16 protein-coding genes are annotated in these 19,289 nt (G+C 73.6%); 7 read left to right on the top strand and 9 right to left on the bottom strand.

The annotated features are described in order from the left end of the window. Positions 1–27 precede the first annotated feature (27 nt). Positions 28–297 (bottom strand): hypothetical protein, encoded by a 270-nt coding sequence (locus tag ACIPUC_RS34505; protein WP_374773277.1) that lies wholly within the window; start codon positions 295–297, stop codon positions 28–30. 281 nt (positions 298–578) lie between these two features. On the opposite strand from ACIPUC_RS34505, the gene ACIPUC_RS34500 reads away from it, so the two are divergent. Continuing rightward, positions 579–2,258, top strand: coding sequence for a serine/threonine-protein kinase (locus ACIPUC_RS34500; RefSeq protein WP_446594378.1), 1,680 nt, complete (start codon positions 579–581; stop codon positions 2,256–2,258). 4 nt (positions 2,259–2,262) lie between these two features. On the opposite strand, the gene ACIPUC_RS34495 is transcribed toward ACIPUC_RS34500, so the two are convergent. After that, complete coding sequence (locus ACIPUC_RS34495) at positions 2,263–3,069, bottom strand: SGNH/GDSL hydrolase family protein (protein WP_446594377.1); 807 nt, start codon at positions 3,067–3,069, stop codon at positions 2,263–2,265. Positions 3,070–3,275: 206 nt separating this feature from the next. Between ACIPUC_RS34495 and ACIPUC_RS34490 the strand changes: the two genes are divergently transcribed. Continuing rightward, on the top strand, positions 3,276–4,373 hold the full coding sequence (locus ACIPUC_RS34490) for a DUF5925 domain-containing protein (RefSeq protein WP_446594320.1): 1,098 nt from the start codon (positions 3,276–3,278) through the stop codon (positions 4,371–4,373). An 11-nt stretch (positions 4,374–4,384) separates the two neighbouring features. Here the strand turns inward: ACIPUC_RS34490 and ACIPUC_RS34485 are convergent, their stop codons facing one another. Beyond that, on the bottom strand, positions 4,385–4,771 hold the full coding sequence (locus ACIPUC_RS34485; protein WP_446594319.1) for a GntR family transcriptional regulator: 387 nt from the start codon (positions 4,769–4,771) through the stop codon (positions 4,385–4,387). A 70-nt stretch (positions 4,772–4,841) separates the two neighbouring features. Here ACIPUC_RS34485 and ACIPUC_RS34480 point away from each other — a divergent pair, with 70 nt between their 5' ends. From ACIPUC_RS34480 to ACIPUC_RS34470, 3 genes are all read left to right on the top strand, one after another. Next, positions 4,842–5,804 carry an N-acetyltransferase family protein gene (locus tag ACIPUC_RS34480; RefSeq protein WP_446594318.1) on the top strand — a complete coding sequence of 321 codons (963 nt, stop codon included), beginning with the start codon at positions 4,842–4,844 and terminating at the stop codon, positions 5,802–5,804. Beyond that, positions 5,789–6,271 carry a DUF402 domain-containing protein gene (locus ACIPUC_RS34475; protein WP_446594317.1) on the top strand — a complete coding sequence of 161 codons (483 nt, stop codon included), beginning with the start codon at positions 5,789–5,791 and terminating at the stop codon, positions 6,269–6,271. Before ACIPUC_RS34480 ends, ACIPUC_RS34475 begins: the two co-directional genes overlap by 16 nt. Before the next feature lie 227 nt (positions 6,272–6,498). Continuing rightward, on the top strand, positions 6,499–7,518 hold the full coding sequence (locus ACIPUC_RS34470) for a lytic polysaccharide monooxygenase (protein WP_446594316.1): 1,020 nt from the start codon (positions 6,499–6,501) through the stop codon (positions 7,516–7,518). Between the two features lie 54 nt (positions 7,519–7,572). Here ACIPUC_RS34470 and ACIPUC_RS34465 read toward each other — a convergent pair whose 3' ends face one another. The 3 genes from ACIPUC_RS34465 to ACIPUC_RS34455 form a co-directional block, all read right to left on the bottom strand. Then, positions 7,573–8,433, bottom strand: a complete 861-nt coding sequence (locus ACIPUC_RS34465; RefSeq protein ID WP_446594315.1) for an esterase/lipase family protein — start codon at positions 8,431–8,433, stop codon at positions 7,573–7,575. Positions 8,434–8,598: 165 nt separating this feature from the next. Next, positions 8,599–9,615 (bottom strand): DNA polymerase Y family protein, encoded by a 1,017-nt coding sequence (locus ACIPUC_RS34460; RefSeq protein ID WP_446594314.1) that lies wholly within the window; start codon positions 9,613–9,615, stop codon positions 8,599–8,601. Next, complete coding sequence (locus tag ACIPUC_RS34455) at positions 9,612–13,214, bottom strand: DNA polymerase III subunit alpha (RefSeq protein ID WP_446594313.1); 3,603 nt, start codon at positions 13,212–13,214, stop codon at positions 9,612–9,614. The genes ACIPUC_RS34460 and ACIPUC_RS34455 overlap by 4 nt, the downstream gene beginning before the upstream one ends. Before the next feature lie 158 nt (positions 13,215–13,372). Between ACIPUC_RS34455 and ACIPUC_RS34450 the strand changes: the two genes are divergently transcribed. Further along, positions 13,373–14,491 (top strand): DUF3533 domain-containing protein, encoded by a 1,119-nt coding sequence (locus tag ACIPUC_RS34450; protein ID WP_446594312.1) that lies wholly within the window; start codon positions 13,373–13,375, stop codon positions 14,489–14,491. A 203-nt stretch (positions 14,492–14,694) separates the two neighbouring features. Further along, positions 14,695–15,555, top strand: coding sequence for an alpha/beta fold hydrolase (locus ACIPUC_RS34445; RefSeq protein WP_446594311.1), 861 nt, complete (start codon positions 14,695–14,697; stop codon positions 15,553–15,555). Here the strand turns inward: ACIPUC_RS34445 and ACIPUC_RS34440 are convergent. The 3 genes from ACIPUC_RS34440 to ACIPUC_RS34430 all read right to left on the bottom strand — a co-directional run bounded on the left by ACIPUC_RS34440 (position 15,488) and on the right by ACIPUC_RS34430 (position 19,114). Beyond that, on the bottom strand, positions 15,488–16,285 hold the full coding sequence (locus ACIPUC_RS34440) for a hypothetical protein (protein ID WP_446594310.1): 798 nt from the start codon (positions 16,283–16,285) through the stop codon (positions 15,488–15,490). The genes ACIPUC_RS34445 and ACIPUC_RS34440 overlap by 68 nt on opposite strands. Positions 16,286–16,382: 97 nt before the next feature. Beyond that, positions 16,383–17,267 (bottom strand): S1 family peptidase, encoded by an 885-nt coding sequence (locus tag ACIPUC_RS34435; RefSeq protein WP_446594309.1) that lies wholly within the window; start codon positions 17,265–17,267, stop codon positions 16,383–16,385. Positions 17,268–17,806: 539 nt separating this feature from the next. Continuing rightward, positions 17,807–19,114 (bottom strand): DUF5685 family protein, encoded by a 1,308-nt coding sequence (locus ACIPUC_RS34430; protein WP_446594376.1) that lies wholly within the window; start codon positions 19,112–19,114, stop codon positions 17,807–17,809. Positions 19,115–19,289: the final 175 nt, after the last annotated feature.

Genomic DNA, 19,289 nt, shown 5'->3' with positions numbered 1-19,289 from the left:
GAAGGGAAGGCTGCGGTACGGGGACTGTTACGAGCGGCGGCTGCCGAAGAGCGTGCGACGCAGACGGCGCAGCGGCGCGAAGAGCGAGACGCGCGCGCTCCGGCTCCGCAGACGGTGCGTGTGGTCGCGGGAGGTGAGCTCGCGCATCAGCAGGGTCGCCTCGGCGGTCTCCCGGTGCGGGACGGCAGGTCCGCCCAGCACGGCGAGATGGCGGTCGAGGCGCGAGCTGGTCGCGTTGCTGCCGCAGGTGATGGCAGGCACGCGAGGCGGCCTGCTGCGCATTGCTATCTGTTCCATGTTCTCTCCCCACCCGTACGAGGGCACCCGGCCCGGGCAGGTTAACCCTATCGTCCCCGCGTCGCGCTCGGGTATCCCGGTGGTGTGAATTACCCCTATCAGTACGGGGAGTTGACGGTTACTCAGCGGAGTCGACAGTCACTCTCCGCACAGGCGCGCCGGTTTCGGAGGTCCGGTGCGCGAGTCGCGTCACGACAGGGGCCACTTCACGCGCCCTGCGCTAACTTGAAGTGATCGCCTGGTGACCCCTGGGGGCGCGTGTGAGTGGGAATGTGGCCGATGTGGACGGGGAATCGAGCGGGGAACCGGGTCCCGATCGTGTCATCGCCGGCCGGTACCGCCTGTTGGATCCCCTCGGCCGCGGGGGGATGGGCATCGTGTGGCGGGCCCGGGACGAGGTACTGGCCCGCGAGGTCGCCGTCAAGGAGGTACGGGCGCCCGCCGGACTGGAGCCCGCCGAACTCCAGCGGATGTACCGGCGGCTGGAGCGGGAGGCCTGGGCGGCGGCCCGGGTCTCGCACCGCGGGGTCGTCACGGTCTACGACGTGGCCTCCGAGGACGGCCGGCCCTGGATCGTGATGGAGCTGGTGCGCGGGCTCACGCTGGCCGACGTACTGGAGGCCGAGGGGCCGATGACCCCGCAGCGCGCCGCGCACCTCGGGGAACAGGTGCTGGCCGCGCTGCGCTCCGCGCACGAGGCGGGGGTGCTGCACCGGGACGTGAAACCCGGGAACGTGCTGATCGCCAACGACGGCCGGGTGGTGCTGAGCGACTTCGGGATCGCGAGCCTGGAGGGCTCCTCTGCGATCACCATGACGGGCGAGGTGGTCGGCTCCCCCGAATTCCTCGCCCCGGAGCGGGCGTTGGGGCGCGATCCGGGGCCCGAGTCGGATCTGTGGTCGCTCGGGATCATGCTGTACGCGGCCGTCGAGGGGGTCACGCCGTTCCGCCAGGGGACCCCGCTGGACACCCTGCGGGCCGTGGTGGACGCGGAGTTGCCGCCGCCGCGCCGGGCCGGGCCGCTGGAGCCCGTACTGGTGGGGCTGCTGCGGAAGGACCCGGCCGAGCGGCTGCCCGCGGCGGAGGCGGCCCGGATCCTGCGGGTCGTGGGCGCGGGCGGGGCCGTACGGGCCTCCGGCGGGCCGGTGTCGGGGCCGGACTCGCCGACGGCCGTCGCGCAGCACCACCGGCAGCACCACCGGCAGGAACCGCGGCCGGCGTACGGGGAGCCGTACGGGGAGCCCACCCCGCCGATGCCCGCACCCGCGCCCCCGCCCGCGTCCGGGCAGCCGCCGCGCGACGGCCGGGCCGGGGCGGTGCTCACCGCCGGGATCGTGGTGCTGCTGCTGGCGCTGGCCGCTCTGGGATGGGTGCTGCTGAAGGAACGGCAGGACGCGGACGGCAGCAGCGGCGGGGTCGGCCCGACCGGCACGGCGACCACCGCCCGGGCCGCCACTCCGGCTTCCGCGCCCCCGTCCGACCCCGTGTCCGCATCCGCATCCGCTTCGGCTTCCGCCACTGCGGGGCAGCACGTCTCCGTGTACGTGGACACCGTGCGCGCCTCGTACCGCGGCAGCTGCCCGCCGCCCGCGGACCGCGCACCCTCCTTCACCGCCACCGTGGAGGTGGAGAGCGCCCCGGTCCGGCTGGAGTACCGCTGGGCCACCCGGAGCGGAAAGACCTCCGGCCCGGGCTGGCAGGCCCTCACGTACGAGGAGGGCGGGCCGAGGAGCCGGCGGCTGGAGCACGCCGAGCTCACGCACGTGCCGGGCGCGGGCTACGAGGACGCGGTCCGGCTGGAGGTACGGGGGCCGGCCGAGGTGGCCACGCAGTGGGTCGCCGTCTCCGTGACGTGCGAGGAGGAGGCCCCGACGGGCGGGGCCCCCTCCCCTGGCGCCAGTACGTCTCCGAGCCCGCCGGCCGGGGAGGACCCGTCGGCGGGACCGTCCGTCAGTCCCTAGCGGGTCAGGCGGCGTTGGTGAAGACCGGCAGGTAGCCGCTGGACTGTCCGGCGGCGGTCGGGTGGTACGACTCGCCGATGTTGAGCCAGTTGACGCTGTGCAGCCACGCGCTGCCGGAGCAGATCTCGTGGCCCGTGAAGGCTCCGACGACCGAGGCGTAGGCGAATCCGTGGTCGGCGGCGCGTTTGGCGATGGCGGCGTTGAGGTGGTCGGCCGCGCCGTTGATGGCGGCGCGCTCGCCCTCGGTCAGGCCGGCGGTGCAGGTGCCGTTCAGCTTGTAGAAGCGGGGATAGCCGATGACGACGACACGGGCGTTCGGGGAGCGGCTGTCGATCGCGTTGTAGACCTGGTCGAGCTGGCCGGGGAGGGTGGAGTCCACGTACGCCTTGGCCTGGTTGACGCGGCTGACGCAGGTGGACTCGGACTGGAGCACACAGGTCGTCATGACGTCGGAGAATCCGGCGTCGTTGCCGCCGATGGTGATGCTGACCAGGTCGGTGCCGGAGTTCAGCGGGGTGAGCTGGTTGGCGAGCACATCACCCGTGCGGGCGCCCGAGCATGCGGTGAAGGAGAAGGTCTGCGGGGCGTGGGCTGCGGCCCACAGGGCCGGGTAGGCGCGGGTGGTGCGCTTGCAGGCGCCGCTCCCGCTGTCGTAGTTGCCGGCGCCGACGCCGGAGGAGTACGAGTCGCCGAGGGCGACGTATCCGAAGTCGGCCTGGGCGGCGGCGGCCGCCTGGCCGGCGCCGAACAGGGCGGCGCCCGCGGCCAATAACAGGGTGGAGGCGAGCGCGGCGAAGCGCGGCATTCTCATGCTCATGTGTGCGGCTCCTTGTGGGGGTTACTCCTGAGTCCGTGGTACAAGGAGCCGGGGTTGGCTGGAAGTGTTCATGCCAAGAATTTTCGGAACAGAGTTGCTGTCCGAATCTTCACTCCCGAGGTGTTTGAAGAGGGAACCCGTCCACCCGATCCGGCGAAACACGGGTGCACGAGGGCATCGCGTGCCGGATCATGGGCGCCATGCCAGCCAACCCGCATGACGCGCTGCCGATCCGGCTCAACGTCGACGACAGCGATTCGCCGTCGGACGTCGTCGATGCGCTGTTCCTCGGCCGGTTCGCGTCCGGTGAGCAGCCGTTCTCGCACAGCGTGTCGATCGACCGGGTCAAGCCGGATGTCACCCTGCTGCCGCCCGAGGCCACGGTGTTGCGCTCGGCACGCGACAGCGATCGCAGTGCCACCCTCGCCGAGGGCGAGGGCTGGACCATGCTCGTGTCCCGCTGGAGCCGGGGCGCGGACGTCACGGTCACGGCGGTCAGCGACGAACTCGCCGCCGGTGTGCTCGGACAGGCCACGGAAGGGGCGCAGGACGATCCCGAACCGCAGCCGGAGAACGTCACGATGGGGTTCTGGTACGTCTCCCCGCGCCGCGGCCCGTACCGGACGACCCGCCAGATCGCGGCCGGGACCTGGGCCGAGGTCCGGCCCAACTACACGGCGCCGGTGGCCGGGGCGATGGACCGGCTGATGAAGGTGACCCCGGACGACATCGCGGGCCGGCTGCTCCTGCTGCACGGTCCGCCGGGGACGGGCAAGACCTCGGCGCTGCGCACGCTGGCCCGTTCCTGGCGGGACTGGTGCCAGGTGGACTGCGTCCTGGATCCGGAGCGGCTGTTCAACGACGTGGGCTACCTGATGGACATCGCGATCGGCGAGGAGGAGGGCACGGCGAAGGGCCGCTGGCGGCTGCTGCTGCTGGAGGACTGCGACGAGCTGATCCGCGGCGAGGCCCGGCACACGGCCGGGCAAGCGCTGTCGCGCCTGTTGAACCTGACGGACGGTCTGCTGGGGCAGGGCCGCAACGTCCTGGTCGGCGTCACCACCAACGAGGACCTCGAGCGGCTCCACCCGGCGGTGGTCCGGCCGGGGCGCTGCCTGGCCCGCATCGAGGTGGGCCGGCTGACCCACCGCGAGGCGGTGGACTGGCTGGGCACCGACGAGGGCGTCTCCCGCGAGGGCGCCAGCCTGGCCGAACTCTTCGCCCTCCGCCGCGGGACCGGCCCGGCCGCGGTCCTCCCCCCGCAGCCGCACTCGTCCGAGGCGGGCCTGTACCTGTAACCGCGGCTCCGCTAGTCGGCGGCGTAGCGGGCCCGCAGTGCTTCGGATGCGGCCGAGAGGGCGTCGGCCTCGGTCAGACCCAGGCGGTGCGCCCGGTCGGCGAACGCCTGCGCGGCGGCTGCGGCCTCCCGGGAGGCGCCTTCCCCGGCGGCGATGAACGTCCCGTTCCGGCCCCGCGTCTCGATCACCCCGTCCGCCTCGAGCGCCCGGTACGCCTTCGCCACGGTGTTGGCCGCCAGCCCCAGCTCCTCCGCCAGCCCCCGCACCGTCGGCAGTTTGAAGCCCGCCGGCAGCCTGCCCGACCGGGCCCGGTCGGCGATCTGCGCGCGCAGCTGTTCGTACGGCGCGGCCGAGCCCGCCGCCGCATTGATGGTGATCTTCAGGTTCGTCGAGGTCACGGCGCGATTGTCCCCCATCGCCGGATAATTGGGAGGCGCGGGACGCGCCCCCGCCCGTAGCGTCGGCCACATGACTGTTCTGATCCGCGACCTCCGACCGAGCGGGCCCGGCCGAGCGGACGACGCGGAGTCCGTCGTACGAGTACGCCGCTCGGCCCTGCCCTTCCTGATCGCCACCGCGGAGGGCGTCGCCTTCGAGGTCGACTCCGCCCACCCCGACGCGCACTACCGCCTCCTCCTCGCACACACCGGCGAGGGACTCGTCATCGGCACCGCCCAGGTCGGCATCGCCCACGACAGCCCCGAGCCCGGCCAGTCGTACGTCAACGCGTTCGTCGACCCCGCGCACCGCGGCCTCGGCGCCGGCAGCCTGCTGCTCCGTGCGGCCGAGGAGCACCTCGCCGCCCACGGCGCGGTGGACACGTACGCCTGGGTCCTCGACGACCCCGCCCACCGCGCCTTCGCCGAGCGGCGCGGCTACCGCCCCAGCCGGTCCGCGCACTTCCTGCGCCTGGACCTGGCGGCGGGCACCCTGCCTCCGCTCCCCGCGGCCCTCCCGGCGGGGGTCGAGCTGCGCCCCGCCTCCGCCTTCGCCGCGGACCCGCGTCCGCTCTTCGAGGCCGACGCGGAGACGACCTCCGACGAACCCGGCGATGTGGCGGCCGAGTTCGACGACTACGAGGAATGGCTCGCGCACACCTGGAACAGCCCGGACCTCGACAAGGAGCTGACCGTCGTCGTCCTCGTCGACGGCGCGGTGGCGGCCTTCACCGCCGCCAAGACCGACGGCGCCACCCGCTACGCCACGGCGATGACTGGCACCCTGCGCGCCTTCCGCGGCCGGGGCCTGGCCAAGCTCGCCAAGACGGCGTCCCTGCACCGGGCCCGCGCGGCCGGGTACACCGAGGCCTTCACCGGCAACGACGCGGCCAACGGCCCGATGCTCGCCATCAACAAGTGGTTCGGATACGAGATCTGCGCGAGCGAGACGCGCTACACGAGGAAGCTGGAGACCGCATGGCCGAGCAGCTGACCGTCGTCCTGACCAAGGCCGGCCGGACCAAGATCCGCTACCCGGCGGCGCGCGTCGCCGACGACGGCGACCGGATCTCGGTGCGGGCCCCCTGGGCGGCCGAGGGCGTGCGGGACTTCGGCTTCGTCCGCTTCGAGCCGGGCGACGTGTTCGTCGAGCACTTCTGGCGGACCCGCTGGTACGCGGTCAAGGAGGTGTGGACCGGCGACGGCGTCCTGAAGGGCTGGTACTGCGACGTCACCCGCCCGGCCCTGGTGCGGGGCGGGGAGATCCTCGTGGACGACCTGGACCTCGACCTGTGGGTCTCCGCGGACGGGTCCTGCGTACTGCGCCTGGACGAGGACGAGTTCGCCGGGAGCGGGCTCACCACGAGCGACCCGGAGGCCGCCGCCCAGGCCATCCGCGCCCTCGACGCCCTCGACGACCAGGCCAGGACCCCGGCGGGCCTCCCCGCGCTCCTCGCCTAGCGGGCCCCGGAAGGCGTCTTCTGTAGGCCCCGCTTAGCGCTTCCTTAAGCGGATCCTAAGGATCACCGGGTGGGGGCCGATCGCGGGGAAACGCGGGGTTCGGGGGGCTAGCTTGGCAGGGCCAGGACAGGAAGGGCCGGATGTGGCGCCGCCGGGGGGCGGCGCCGCAGGGCCCGCTTCCGATTCCGCTGGCGCGCCCCTGCCTTGTGCCCGAAGGAGACCCGCCCATGTCCGCACGCCGCCGTACCGTGACGCTGACCCGTATCGCCGCCGCCGGCCTCGCCCCGCTGGCGGTGGCCGCGTACGCCGCCGCTCCCGCGGTCGCGCACGGCTCGATGACGGACCCGGTCAGCCGGGTCGCGGCGTGCTACGCGGAGGGCCCGGAGTCCCCGCGGTCCGCGGCCTGCAAGGCGGCGGTCGCGGCGAGCGGGGCCCAGGCGTTCTACGACTGGAACGCGGTGAACATCGCCAACGCCGCCGGCAACCACCGGGCGCTGATCCCGAACGGGCAGCTCTGCTCGGCGGGCAACGACAAGTACCAGGGACTGGACCTGGCGCGCGCCGACTGGCCCGCGAGCCCCATGACGGCCGGCGCGCACACCTTCCGCTACAAGGGGACCGCCCCGCACAAGGGCTCCTTCGAGCTGTACGTGACGAAGGACGGGTACGATCCGGCGAAGCCGCTGGCCTGGTCGGACCTGGAGCCCGCGCCGTTCGCGAAGGTCACCGACCCGGGGATGCAGAACGGCGACTACGTGTTCTCCGGGACCGTCCCCGCCAAGTCCGGCCGCCACCTGATCTACAGCATCTGGCAGCGCTCGGACAGCCCGGAGGCCTTCTACACGTGCTCGGACGTGGTCTTCGGGAAGGACAACGGCGGTTCGGGCACCAAGCCGAGCGGCAAGCCCAGCGCCAAGCCGAGTGCCGAGCCGAGCGCCAAGCCCGGCGACGCCAAGCCGGCCGGGGCGACCTCCGACACCCCCTCGGCCCCGAGCGACCAGCAGATCGCCGACGGCGCGGACAAGTCCACCGTGGAGCACAACGGCCACGACGACAACGACCCGAAGACGAACGGGAGCGCGGCCGCGGCGTCGTCCCCCGCCCCGCAGAAGGACAACCTCGCGGAGACGGGCGGCAGCAGCGCCACCCCCGCGATCGCGATCGGTGGCGCCGGCGTCCTGGCCGTGGGTGCGGCCGTGCTGTTCGGACTGGCCCGCCGTCGCGCCACCGGGGGCTCCCAGCGGTAGCCGGGGGAGACGGGCCGCCACGGCCTAGCCGCACCCTCGCGGGCCGCGTGCGCGTCAGTCGAAGACCGACGCGCACGTGGTCCGTTCTGCGTGTGCCGGGTCGAGGGCGTTCAGCGCCTCGTGCCAGGCGATCCGGTCGGTGAGCCCGATGGTGACGTGCTCCGAGAAGTCCAGGGCGCACAGGTCCTGGAGTACGACGTTCTTGACGTTCGGCCCGTCCAGGAACGCGCTCCGGTACGGGGTGACCACCTCGTCGTACTTGGTGGCGATCACCGTGTACTTCACCCCGGGCACGGTGTCCCCGCCCTCGTTGAGCTTCTGCTGGAAGGGCGATCCGGCGATCTGGTCGGCGAGGCCCGGGGTCGCGGTGCTGATCAGGTCCTCTGCCCCGGGGAAGTACGGGAGGAGCTTGGTGAGTCCGAGCAGGGTGGTGCCGTGGTTGTCGGGGGCGAGTCCGACCAGCGCGTTGACCTTCTCGGCGCCGCCGAGGAACTTCAGGTAGTAGCGCGGCATCATGCCGCCCTGCGAGTGCCCGATGATGTCGGTCTTGGCGGAGCCGGTGGCGGCGAGCACCTTGTCGACGAAGACGTCGAGCTGTCCGGCGGACTTGTCGATGGGTCCGAGCCCGTTGAAGAGGGGCACGCCGGGCAGTTGCCCGTAGTCGAGCGAGTAGACGCAGTAGCCGCGGTGCACGAGGTACGGCGCGAGGCCGAGCCAGTTGTCCCACGAGTTGCCGAAGGTGCCGTGCACCAGGACGACGGGGCGCGGATGCGCGGCGGACGGTTTGCAGGACCAGTCGTTCCAGCCGCTGCTGGGTGCGGTCGCGGCCTGCGCGGCGCCGGTGGGGGCGACGAGTGCGGCGGCGGTGAGGGTGAGGACGGCCAGCGGGCGGAGCAGGCGTCTCCAGGGCAGCATCGTGTGATCTCCTTGCGGGTCGACTCAAGGGGATGGAGCGTGGGGGTTCGTCCCGTGATCCGGATCACAAAGGGGCGCTGCTGCCGCTAAATTACGGGTGAGTAGCAACACAGGGAAGTTACGCGTCGGTAAAAACTCGCGTGTCTTGCGATTCTCGATGCTCGCTCAGGCCGCGAGCGAGCCGCGGGCGATGGCGTGCGGCCCGAACCGGGCGCGGACGCGGTCCGTGACGGCCTCCAGGCGGCGGGCCTTCTCGTCCTCGGGGTCGAGGCTGAGCTGCCGCGCGGCCCGTTCGGCCGGGATCAGGTCCTCGGCCCGCAGGGACAGCGCGCGGACCCGGGCCCGTTGCAGGCCGAGGCCCTCGTAGAGGGCGTAGGCCGTGGCGGTCAAGGTGGCGCAGTGCGCGGTGGGTTCGGCCAGGGTGCGGGTCCGCGTGAGCGTGGTGCGGTCGGCGCAGCGGACGGTGAGCGAGAGGGTGCGGCAGACCTGGCCCCGGCCCTCTTCTTGTGTACGAAGCGTACGGAGCTTCGTACCGAGCTCGTCGGCCAGCGAGAGCAGGGCCCGCCGGTGCCGTACGGGATCCAGCTCGTCCCGGTCGAAGGACCGCTCGGCGGCGACGGCGCGGGCGGCCGCGCCGGGCCGGACGGGGGTCCTGTCGATGCCGAGGGCGCGCTCCCGCACCTCGCGGCCCAGCCGGGCGCCGAGGATCCGCCGCAGGGCGGCGGGCGGGGCGGCGGCGACCCGGCCGACGGAGTCGAGGCCGTAGGAGCACAGGGTGCGGGCGGCCTTGGGGCCGACGCCGTCGAGGGCGGTGACGGGCTTGCCGGCCAGGAACGCACGGACGGCGGCGGGCTCGTCGGGGACCACCAGGGTCCCCCCGGGCCGGGCCTCGCGGGCCGCCGCCCGGGCCAGCATGGGGTTGCCGGCCACGCCGACCGTGCAGTCCACGCCGTACAGGGCGAGGGCCCGGACCCGGATCACGGCGGCCAGCCGGTCGGCGTCGCAGCCGAAGTACCGCAGCGCGGCCCGCACATCGGCGAGGGCCCCGTCGGGCGGCAGGGCCTGCACGGCCGGCGTGACCCCGCCGAGCAGCGCGAGGACCCCGGCGTACTCCGGAGCCCCGAGCGGCCCCTCGTCCGCGGGGTGCAGCCGCAGGCACATCACGGCCCGGTCGGAGGTCATCCCGCGCTCCCCGGGCTGGAGTGCCACAGCTTGCGGCCCGTCGCGGGGCCGGTGCCGGGGGGCTGGAGGTCTGCCCAGGGGCTCATCTCGTACCCCGTGGAGAAGTGGATCCGGCGGCCTGCGCCCCGCTCACCCGGCGCGCCGTCGCCGTCGCCGTCGACCACGCCGCCGTGGTCGCCGCCGCCGTCACCGGCACCACCGCCGGAGGCGGCCAGGCGGGCCGCGACCGCCTCCAGGCCGCCGGCCGTGCGCAGTTCCACCAGTTCCGCCAGGTTCCACGCCGCCGCCCCGACCACGCTCAGGCTCTGCGGGCCCCGCCGCTGCACGACGCCCCGTACCAGCAGCAGGAAGGAGTGGAAGACGGTGTGCGCGCACCGCTCGTGGCTGTCGTCGAAGAAGGCCAGGTCCACCAGGCCCGTCCCGTCGTCCAGCGTCGTGAAGATGACCCGCTTCCCGGACCGGATCGGCGGGGTCTGGGTGGCCGCCTTGGCGCCCGCGACCAGGACCGTCTGCCCGTGCCCGGCATCGCGCAGCCGCCGCGCCGGGATCACCCCCAGCTCGGCCAGGAAGGCGTGGTGGTCCACCATCAGGTGCCGCGAGGCGTCCATCCCGAGGACGCCCAGCTCGGCGCTGAGCCGTTCCGCGTCGGTCAGGTCGGGCAGCCCGACGGAGGCCGTGGAACGGCCGCCCTCCAGCGGGAGTTGGGGGCCGCGCACACCGGCCGCCCGCTGCGCGCCGTGCAGTTCCGTCAAGTGCAGCAGCAGGTCCCGCCGGTTGGTGCCGAACGCGTCCAACGCCCCGACCTGCGCCAGGCGTTCGGCCACCGGCCGGCCCGGGTGCGCCCGGTCCCAGAAGTCGCGCAGGGAGGCGTACGGCTGCCCGGCCGCGATGCGGCCCGCCTCGGCCTCGCTGATGCCGTGGACGTCGGACAGCCCGAGCCGCAGCCCCCACACACCGGCCGCACCTTCGTCGGACACCAGTTCGATGCGGTGGGCGGCCGCCGACCGGTTCACGTCCAGCGGCAGCACGGGCACGCCCCGCCGCCGCGCGTCCGCCAACAGCAGCCGCTTCGGGTACATCCCCGGATCGTGGGTCAGCAGCCCCGCGTAGAAGGCCGCCGGATGGTGCGCCTTCAGCCACGCCGACTGGTACGTGGGCACCGCGAAGGCCACCGCGTGCGCCTTGCAGAAGCCGTACGAGCCGAAGGCCTCCACGACCTCCCAGGTACGGGCGATCACCTCCACGGGGTAGCCGCGCTCGCCCGCCTTCGCCGCGAACCAGACCTTGATCCGCCCCTGCGACTCGGGATCGGACAGCCCGCGCCGCACCCGGTCCGCCTCGTCCCGTCCGCAGCCGGTCATGATGTGCACGATCTCGATGATCTGCTCGTGGAAGACCACCACCCCGTACGTCTCGCGCAGCGCGTCGGCCAGGTCCGGGTGCGGGAAGCGCACCGGCGCCCGCCCGTGGCGGGCCTCGATGAACGGCCGCACCATGTCGGCGGCCACCGGGCCCGGCCGGAACAGCGAGATGTCGACCACCAGGTCGTGGAAGGTCGACGGCTGCAGCCGCCCCACCAGGTCGCGCTGGCCCGGCGACTCGATCTGGAAGCAGCCCAGCGTCTCGGCCGAGCGGATCAGCTCGTACGTGGCCCGGTCCCCCGGCGGCACCTGCGCCGGGTCGTCGAGGTCGAGCTCCCGGCCCGAGCCGCGCCGGATCTCGGCGACCGCGTGGGCCATCGCCGACTGCATCCGTACGCCGAGCACGTCGAGCTTGAGCAGGCCGAGCTCCTCCACGTCGTCCTTGTCGAACTGGGACATCGGGAACCCCTCGCCGCTGGTGGGCACCACCGGCGTACGGGCGAGCAGGGAGGCGTCGGAGAGCAGCACTCCGCACGGGTGCATGGCGGTCCCGCGCGGCAGCGCGTCCAGCGATTCGACGAGCTCCCACAGCCGCCCGTACGACTCCCCGCGCACGTCGCGCAGTTCGGGGAGCTCCTGCAGCGCGGCGCGGGCGTCGCGGGCCCGGATGTGCGGGAAGGCCTTGGCGAGCCGGTCGACGACGGCCGGGTCCATGGACAGGGCGGCGCCGACGTCGCGGATGGCGTGCCGGACCCGGTAGGTCTCGGGCATGGAGACGGTGGCGACGCGCTCGGTGCCGAACCGGCCGATGATCCGCCGGTAGACCTCCAGCCGGCGGGCGGACTCCACGTCGATGTCGATGTCGGGCAGGACGCGCCGGCGCTTGGACAGGAAGCGCTCCATCAGCAGGCCGTGCGCGACGGGGTCGGCGTGCGCGATGCCGAGCAGGTGGTTGACGAGGGAGCCGGCGCCGGACCCGCGGGCGGCCACCCGGATGCCCATATCCCGTATGTCGTCCACTACTTGAGCGACCGTCAGGAAGTACGAGGCGTAGCCGTGGTAGGCGATGATGTCGAGCTCGTGGTGCATGCGCTCCCAGTACGCGCGGTCGTCCGCGTAGCCGCGCAGCACCATGCCCGCCGAGGCGCGGGAGGCGAGGACCCGCTGGGCGCTGCGGTGGGCCGCGCCGACGAGGCGGGCCTCGGGGAAGTGCACGGATCCCATGCCGAGGTCGTCCTCGGGGTCCACCGCGCAGGCCTCGGCGGTGTGCCGGGTCTCCGCGAGGAGGCGCCGTGCATCGGCGGGGCGCAGGCCGGCGGCTTGGGCGATCCGGTCGGCGGCCCCGGCCATGGCGGCCGGGTCCTTGAGCCAGCGTTCGCCGCTGTCGAGGGGGCCGCGGGGGTCGATGGGGACCAGGCGGCGGGCCGCGTCGAGGATGTCGGCGACCGGGCCCTGGCCGGGGTCGGCGTAGCGGACGGCATTGGTCAGTACGGCCGGGACGCCCTGCTCGGCGGCGAAGCCGACGGTACGGGCGGCCAGCCGGAGCGAGCCGGGTCCGGTGCCGGTGCGGCCGTGGTGGACGGCCTCCAGGCGCAGGGAGTCGCCGAAGACCTCCCGCCAGGGGGCGAGCAGCCGGGCGGCCCGGTCGGGACGGCCCGCGGCGAGCGCCCGCCCCACCTCGGAGCCGGGGCCGAGCAGGACGAAGACGCCCTCTCCGCGCAGGGCGTCCCAGGGCAGCAGCGGCACCTCGGCGGCGCCCGCGTGGGCGGCGGTGACCATCCGGCACAGTTCGGCCCATCCGGCGGCCCCGTCCCGGGCCAGGAAGACCGCGCGGGGAGCGGACTCGTCGATGAAGGCGCCGCCCTTGACGGGGTTGCGCCGCCGGTACGAGGCCTCGCCGGATCCTGCCCGGTCCGCCGGTCCGGACCCCGCCCGGTCCGCCGGTCCGGACCCGCGGACGCCCGTACGCACGCCGCCTCCGGCGGGGTCGGCCGAGCCCCCCGACCCGGCCGGCCCCGCCGGAGGCGACACGGCGAGGTCCACCCCGAACAGGGGCCGGATCCCGGCCTTCGCCGACGCGTTCGCGAACCGCACCGCCCCCGCGAGGGTGTCGCGGTCGGTCAGGGCGAGGGCGTCCATGCCCCGGTCGGCGGCACGTTCCGCCAGCTGTTCCGGGTGCGAGCCTCCGTAGCGCATGGAGAACCCCGAAACGGTGTGCAGATGCGTAAAACCAGGCACCCGCGGCCTCCTGCTTCCCTCGTATGAACACCTCCCCCGCTCTCCACCATAGAGCAATTCGAATATCCGTGCGAAACACTTGTTCGATCATCCGGGGAGGTCATCCGTTCGGCCCACCCCCTGCTGCGACCTATCCCCCGTACGCCGAGCGTGGGGGCATGACCCAGCCCACCGAGAGCACCGACGCAGGCCCGTCCGGCGGCTTCCTCGCCGAGATCAAGGACGCCGTGACCACCCGGGCAGCGCTGCTGGTCCTGGGGGTGCTGGCCCTCCAGCTCGCCTTCATCACCTCGTACATCGGTGCCTTCCACCACCCGAAGCCCAGCGAGATCCCGATCGCCGTGTCCGCGCCCGCCGCACCGGTCGCCGAGCAGTCCGCGCAGCGGCTCGCCGCCCTGCCCGGCAAGCCGCTCGACCCCCGTACGGCCGAGGACGAGGCCGCCGCGATCCGCATGATCGAGAACCGGGACGTGGACGGCGCGCTGATCGTCGACCCGGCCGGGCGCACCGACAGGCTGCTGGTCGCCTCCGGAGGCGGGGCCTCCCTCTCGCAGGCCCTCGAAGAGATCGTCGGCGCGGTGGAGAAGGCCCAGGGGCGGACCGTCCGGGTCACCGACGTGGCCCCGGCCGAGCGGGGCGACAGCCGCGGCCTGAGCTCCTTCTACCTGGTCGTCGGCTGGTGCGTGGGCGGCTACCTGTGCGCCGCGATCCTCGCCATCAGCGCCGGCGCCCGGCCCGCGAACTCCGCCCGCGCCGTCATCCGGCTCGGCGCGCTGCTCGTGTACGCGATCGCCGCGGGACTGCTCGGCGCGGTCATCGCCGGGCCGGTCCTGGACGCGCTGCCCGGCTCGCTCACGGCCCTGTGGGGACTGGGCACCCTGGTCGTCTTCGCGGTGGGCGCGATCACCCTGGCCTTCCAGGGGCTGGCGGGCGTGGTCGGCATCGGCCTGGCGATCCTGCTGGTGGTGGTGTTCGGCAACCCGAGCGCGGGCGGCGCCTACCCGTACCCGCTGCTGCCGCCGTTCTGGAGGGCCATCGGCCCGGCCCTGCCGCCGGGCGCCGGTACGTACGCCGCGCGCTCCATCGCGTACTTCAAGGGCAACGGCACGACCGGGCCGATGCTGGTACTGGCCGCCTGGGCGGTGGCCGGCTCGGCGATCACGATCGCCTGCGCGCTCTTCCGCGGGGGCCGGCCGGGAGCCGCCGTGGGCAGCGGCCTCCCCGACGACGCGCCGTCGGTCGCCCGGTTCGCGGGCGAGGGGACGGAAGCCCGGTGATCAGCGGCGCGGTGGTGGGCGGCCGCGTGCTCGGCCGGCCGCTGCGCGATCCGCTCCGCGACCGCGTCGAAGACCACCGCGGGCTGCTGCTTCTGAGTGGCCGTCACGGGTCCCCCTCCGGGTCGTGGCTGTGCTTCCATCAAAAGAGTCGTCGTCATGAGACCAGGGACATCGGCAGGAAGCCGGAAGACCGCGGAGGTGTCGTGCGCGTTGAGGTGAAGGCAGAAGACGGACGTCTGATCGTGGCCGAGGTCTGGGGAGCGCCGGACGGGGTTCCCGTGCTCCTGCACCACGGAACACCGGGATGCAGGCTCGGGAGCGCGCTGCGCGACATCACGGAGATCCGTCCGGACCTCCGCTTCTTCTCCTACGACCGGCCCGGCTACGGGGACTCCGAGCGGGCCCCGGGGCGGACGGTAGCCGACGCCGCCCGCGACTCCGCGGCCGTCGCGGACGCCCTGGGCGTGGACACCTTCGCCGTCGTCGGCCGCTCCGGGGGCGGTCCGCATGCCCTGGCCTGCGCGGCGCTGCTCCCGGAGCGGGTGACGGGGACGGCCGCCCTGGTCAGCCTCGCGCCGAGCGACGGGGCGGGGCTCGACTGGTTCGGCGGCATGACCCCCCACAACGTGGAGCACTACCGCCTCGCGGTCGACGATCCGGCGGCGCTGGAGCGCCGGCTCACTCCCCGGGCGGCCGCGATCAGCCGTGATCCCGGCCGGCTGCTCGATGAGCTGCGGAAGGAACTCGCCGACGACGACTTGCGGGTCCTCGCCGACGGCCAAGTGCGCCAGTCGATCCTGGACAGCTACCGGGAGTCGCTGCGCGTCTCCGCCTACGGCTGGCTGGACGACAGCCTGGCCTTCTGTCGGTCCTGGGGGTTCGATCCCGCATCGATCCCCGGCCGGGTCCTGCTCTGGCGCGGTGGCGAGGACGCCTTCTCACCCCTGGGACATTTCCGCTGGCTCAGCCGGCACATCCCGAACCGCACCGCCGTACTCAAGCCGGGGGCGGGCCACTTCGCGGCTCAGTACGCGCTGCCGGAAACCCTGGACTGGCTTCTGTGACCGGCGGCTCCTCTTCCACGGGCGCCACCACCGATTCCCGAGCGCCCTTGAGGCAGTCGATGATGCGCTCGTGCGTGTCCCCTACGCCGTCCGTGACCCGGATGCGCATGTAGAGGGCCCGCACCTCGCCGATGAACCGCTTCGAGAACACCCCCACCGGGATGACCTCGTGCGAGCCGGTCGACACCATCGGGTACCCCACCCCGAAGTACATGATCCGGAAGTCGACGGGGGCCCGTAGACCCGCGTCGGCCAACTGCTCACCGAGGGCGGTCAGGCCCGTCCACTCCACTCTGGAGCCCGGTACGTCGACCGGCCCCCCGGCCAGGACCAGGTGGTAGTCCACATGTTCCAGGACCGCGTTGTTCTGGCCGCCGTTGAGGATGCCCACCTGCCAGGCCTTTCCGGAGCCCGGGAGGAGCCCGGCCTCGAATTCGGACCGCCACCCGAGCACAGGGCGGACCGCCCGCGCGTACTGGGCCCGTGCCAGGACGGCCCCGGCCGCAACGGCCAGCAGGCTCGCCAGCGGTTCTGCGCTCATCAGCTGGAGCCGCCACGGCCAGTGGGTGCGGCCCGCCTCGGATATGTTCCCGCGCACGACCTCCCAGACCAGGACGGCGGCCAGGACGCACAGCAGCACCAGGGGTGCCGTGAAGAGCCAGCGGTTGCGCCGGATGCGCCGCTGGGTGTCGGAGAACGGGCCTCCCGGCCCGGAAGGTGCACTGGTCATGCGCGTCTGTCCCCCAAAAGCGAACCCCCGCCCGGCAGTTCGGGCGGGGGTTCACGATTGTGCCGCAGGCCGGGCGGGTCTCCTACCCGCCGGCGGGTCAGTACACGCTGACCCCGTAGGCGTTGAGGGCCTCGACCACGGGCTGGAAGAAGGTGGTGCCGCCCGAGGAGCAGTTGCCGCTGCCGCCGGAGGTGAGGCCGACCGCGCGGGTGCCCGAGTAGAGCGGGCCGCCGCTGTCGCCGGGCTCGGCGCAGACGTTGGTCCTGATCATGCCGTAGACGATGTCGCCGCCGCCGTAGTTGACGGTGGCGTTGAGACCGGTCACCGAACCGCTGTGGGTGCCGGTGGTCGAGCCGCGCCGCTTCACCGACATGCCGACGGTGGCATTGACGGCGCTGGTGATGTCCTGGCTGCCGACGGTGCCCGGCGGGACCGGCGAGTTGCTGGCGTACTTGATCAGGCCGTAGTCGTTGGTCGGGAAGCTGGAGCCGACGGTGGAGCCGACGACCGTGGTGCGGCCGGAGTTGCTCCACCAGGTGCCGGCGCCGTCGGTGCAGTGCCCGGCGGTCAGGGCGTAGTAGGTGCTGCCGCTGCGCACGTTGAAGCCGAGCGAGCAGCGCCAGCTCGACGCGTAGATCGCGTCGCCGCCGGAGACCAGCTTGGTGAGCTTGCCCGGGGTGCGCTCGATGCGCAGCGCCCCGGCGTCGGCCCCGGCCTCGCGCTTGATTCTCGCGAGGTCGGCGGCGGAGACGGTGGAGTCGGCGGTGACCACGAGGGTCCCGGTGGCGGTGTCGGTGTGCCAGGCGGTGCCCGCGACGTCGGCGCGCAGGACGGATGCGCCGGCCGAGGCCAGTCGCGCGGCGCTGAATCCGCCGTCCTGTGGGTCCGCGTTCGCCACGGTGGGGGCGGCGAGTGCTGCGACGGCGGCCAGGCCGGTGGCCACCGCGAGCAGCCTGGTACGGGTGATGCTCTTGATCCTCACTTCTCGTCCTCCGAGAGGGTCGGGGGCCCGGCGGTCGTGGGGGTGCCGGAGCCCGTGAGGCGCAGTCAGGACACGCGGAGCGCTTGGTTTTGTGCCGTGCCCCTGACAACACTGTCGGGAGTGTGGTGGCGTCGGTTACCGGTCGGCAAGGGCGCCTTTCAGCCGCCGCTCCCCCGCGGCCGTCCCGGTCCTCGCCGTACGGGCGACCTCACCGGTGAAGGGCTCGCCGTCGAGGTGAACGGAGTCCTCCGGAGCCGCGGCCGGCACCACTGAGGCCTCGGCCGTGCGCCAGAACCCCGGAACGGCCGGAATTCGACCTTCGGGTGACCGGCGAGCCGGTAAGCACCGGTTGGCGCGAGGGGCCCGTACGGGGCGGAGACGGCCGCCACCCGTCGCTCGTGCCCATTCCGCCAGTCGGCGGGCGCATCGTCTGCGTCATCGCTCATGCCGCTCAACCCTTCCACGCGGGTCCGGCCGGGAACCGCGGGGTACCCCGTCCGGACCTGCACGCCGCGAAAGGGCCTCAGCCCGACAAGGACTCAGCAGCCGTCGCAGGGACAGCAGCAGCAGTCGCCGCAGCCGCAGTCACAGTTGCAGTTGCCGCAGTCGCAGTTGTTGCACCAGGGCTCCTTCTTCTCCCTGGACCACGGCCCGTCGTGCTCGGTGCAGCAGAGCTGGCAGGTACAGAACAGCCCGAGGGCGACCGCGCACCCGGCGAGCAGCCCGCGCCGCGGCTTCTGCGGAGGCCGGCCGCCGCCACCGCCGCCGCCACCGGGCCCCATGGGCGGCGGGGGCATTCCCGGCCCGCCCGGGGCGTGGGGGGCGCCCGGGGCGTAGGGATTGCCGCCGTAGGGGTTCCCGTTCCCGTACGGGCTGCTCGCGTACGGGCCGTTCGCGTGCGGTGCGGCCGCGTACGGTCCGCCCGGGTACGGGTTGCCCGGGTACGGGTTGCCGCCCTGCCCGGTGGAGGCGGTCGCCGTGTGCCCGCAGCTGCTGGTTCCGAAGGCTCGGTCCACCGAGGTGCGCAGCTCGTGCACCAGCAGCCGGTGGGCGAGCCCGGCGTCCGCGAACTCGACCTCGCGCAGCGCGAGCCGGATGCCCTTCAGGGCGTCGTCGCACAGCCGCCGGGCCTCGGTCAGCGAGGTGCCGGTGGCGGTCAGCGGGTTCCAGGCGCCGGCCGAGGCGTCGGCCGCCTGGTCCTCCACGGCGTCCAGCAGGTGCGCGAGCCGCCCGAAGTACCGGCCGGCCTCGGCGAGCGCGGGGGCGTTGCCTGGCCGTCCGGCGAGCTGCGCGGTATGCGCGAAGGCGGCGGCCGTCGCGGTCTCCGTCGGCTCGGTCACCACGAGCACCGGCGTGCCGGGCCCGGCCAGCGTCTCGATGCCGGCCTGCCGGTCCACGGCGTCGACGAGCACCGCCGTGTCGAAGCCGAGCGAGGCGCCGGTGCGGGCGCCGGCCCGGTCCCAGCCGCGGGCCACCTTGCGGGCGGCCGCGGCTATGGGGGCGCGGGCCAACAGCCCGTCCCGGTCGGCCACGTGGTCCCGCACCTTCGCGGAGGCCAGTACGAGCGAGACGGCGGCGGCGAGCCGCGCGCCCTCGCCGTTGGCCACCGGGGCGGTGCGCATCCCCCGCAGCGGACAGGGTCCGGCGGTGCGCCGGGCGGCGGAAGCGGGCCCCGACTGAGCCTCCGTCAGAACGGAGACGAGCAGCCCGTCGTAGTTGGTGACGATCCTGGCGAACTGCCCGTGGTCACCGCGAAGTGCCAGGCAGAGCCCGCACAGATGAGCCATCCACTCCGCTTTGAACCGCTCGCCCAGCCTGTGGGTGCAAGGTCTGACGATGCCGAACAACTGCTTCCCCCGTGTGTCGTACGCGTGCCTGCCGGGCATCGTATCGACCCGCGTCCTTCACCCGTACGTCCGCACCGGCCACCCGTACGGAGGCACCGGTCGTATTTTCACTCAGTCAGCAGTGGTAGCTGCCAGGAACCTTGGCCGTGCAACGGATGTTCTGCACCAGTACCGT

It is taken from the genome of Streptomyces sp. LARHCF249, assembly GCF_052871255.1.
This window is presented reverse-complemented; position numbering and strand designations above follow the sequence as displayed.

Bases quoted from the DNA above. Each gene is read 5' to 3' on its own strand.
- ACIPUC_RS34505 (WP_374773277.1), bottom strand. From the start codon at position 297: ATGGAACAGATAGCAATGCGCAGCAGGCCGCCTCGCGTGCCTGCCATC.
- ACIPUC_RS34495 (WP_446594377.1), bottom strand. From the start codon at position 3,069: ATGAGAATGCCGCGCTTCGCCGCGCTCGCCTCCACCCTGTTATTGGCC.
- ACIPUC_RS34490 (WP_446594320.1), top strand. From the start codon at position 3,276: ATGCCAGCCAACCCGCATGACGCGCTGCCGATCCGGCTCAACGTCGAC.
- ACIPUC_RS34480 (WP_446594318.1), top strand. From the start codon at position 4,842: ATGACTGTTCTGATCCGCGACCTCCGACCGAGCGGGCCCGGCCGAGCG.
- ACIPUC_RS34475 (WP_446594317.1), top strand. From the start codon at position 5,789: ATGGCCGAGCAGCTGACCGTCGTCCTGACCAAGGCCGGCCGGACCAAG.
- ACIPUC_RS34470 (WP_446594316.1), top strand. From the start codon at position 6,499: ATGTCCGCACGCCGCCGTACCGTGACGCTGACCCGTATCGCCGCCGCC.
- ACIPUC_RS34465 (WP_446594315.1), bottom strand. From the start codon at position 8,433: ATGCTGCCCTGGAGACGCCTGCTCCGCCCGCTGGCCGTCCTCACCCTC.
- ACIPUC_RS34460 (WP_446594314.1), bottom strand. From the start codon at position 9,615: ATGACCTCCGACCGGGCCGTGATGTGCCTGCGGCTGCACCCCGCGGAC.
- ACIPUC_RS34450 (WP_446594312.1), top strand. From the start codon at position 13,373: ATGACCCAGCCCACCGAGAGCACCGACGCAGGCCCGTCCGGCGGCTTC.
- ACIPUC_RS34440 (WP_446594310.1), bottom strand. From the start codon at position 16,285: ATGACCAGTGCACCTTCCGGGCCGGGAGGCCCGTTCTCCGACACCCAG.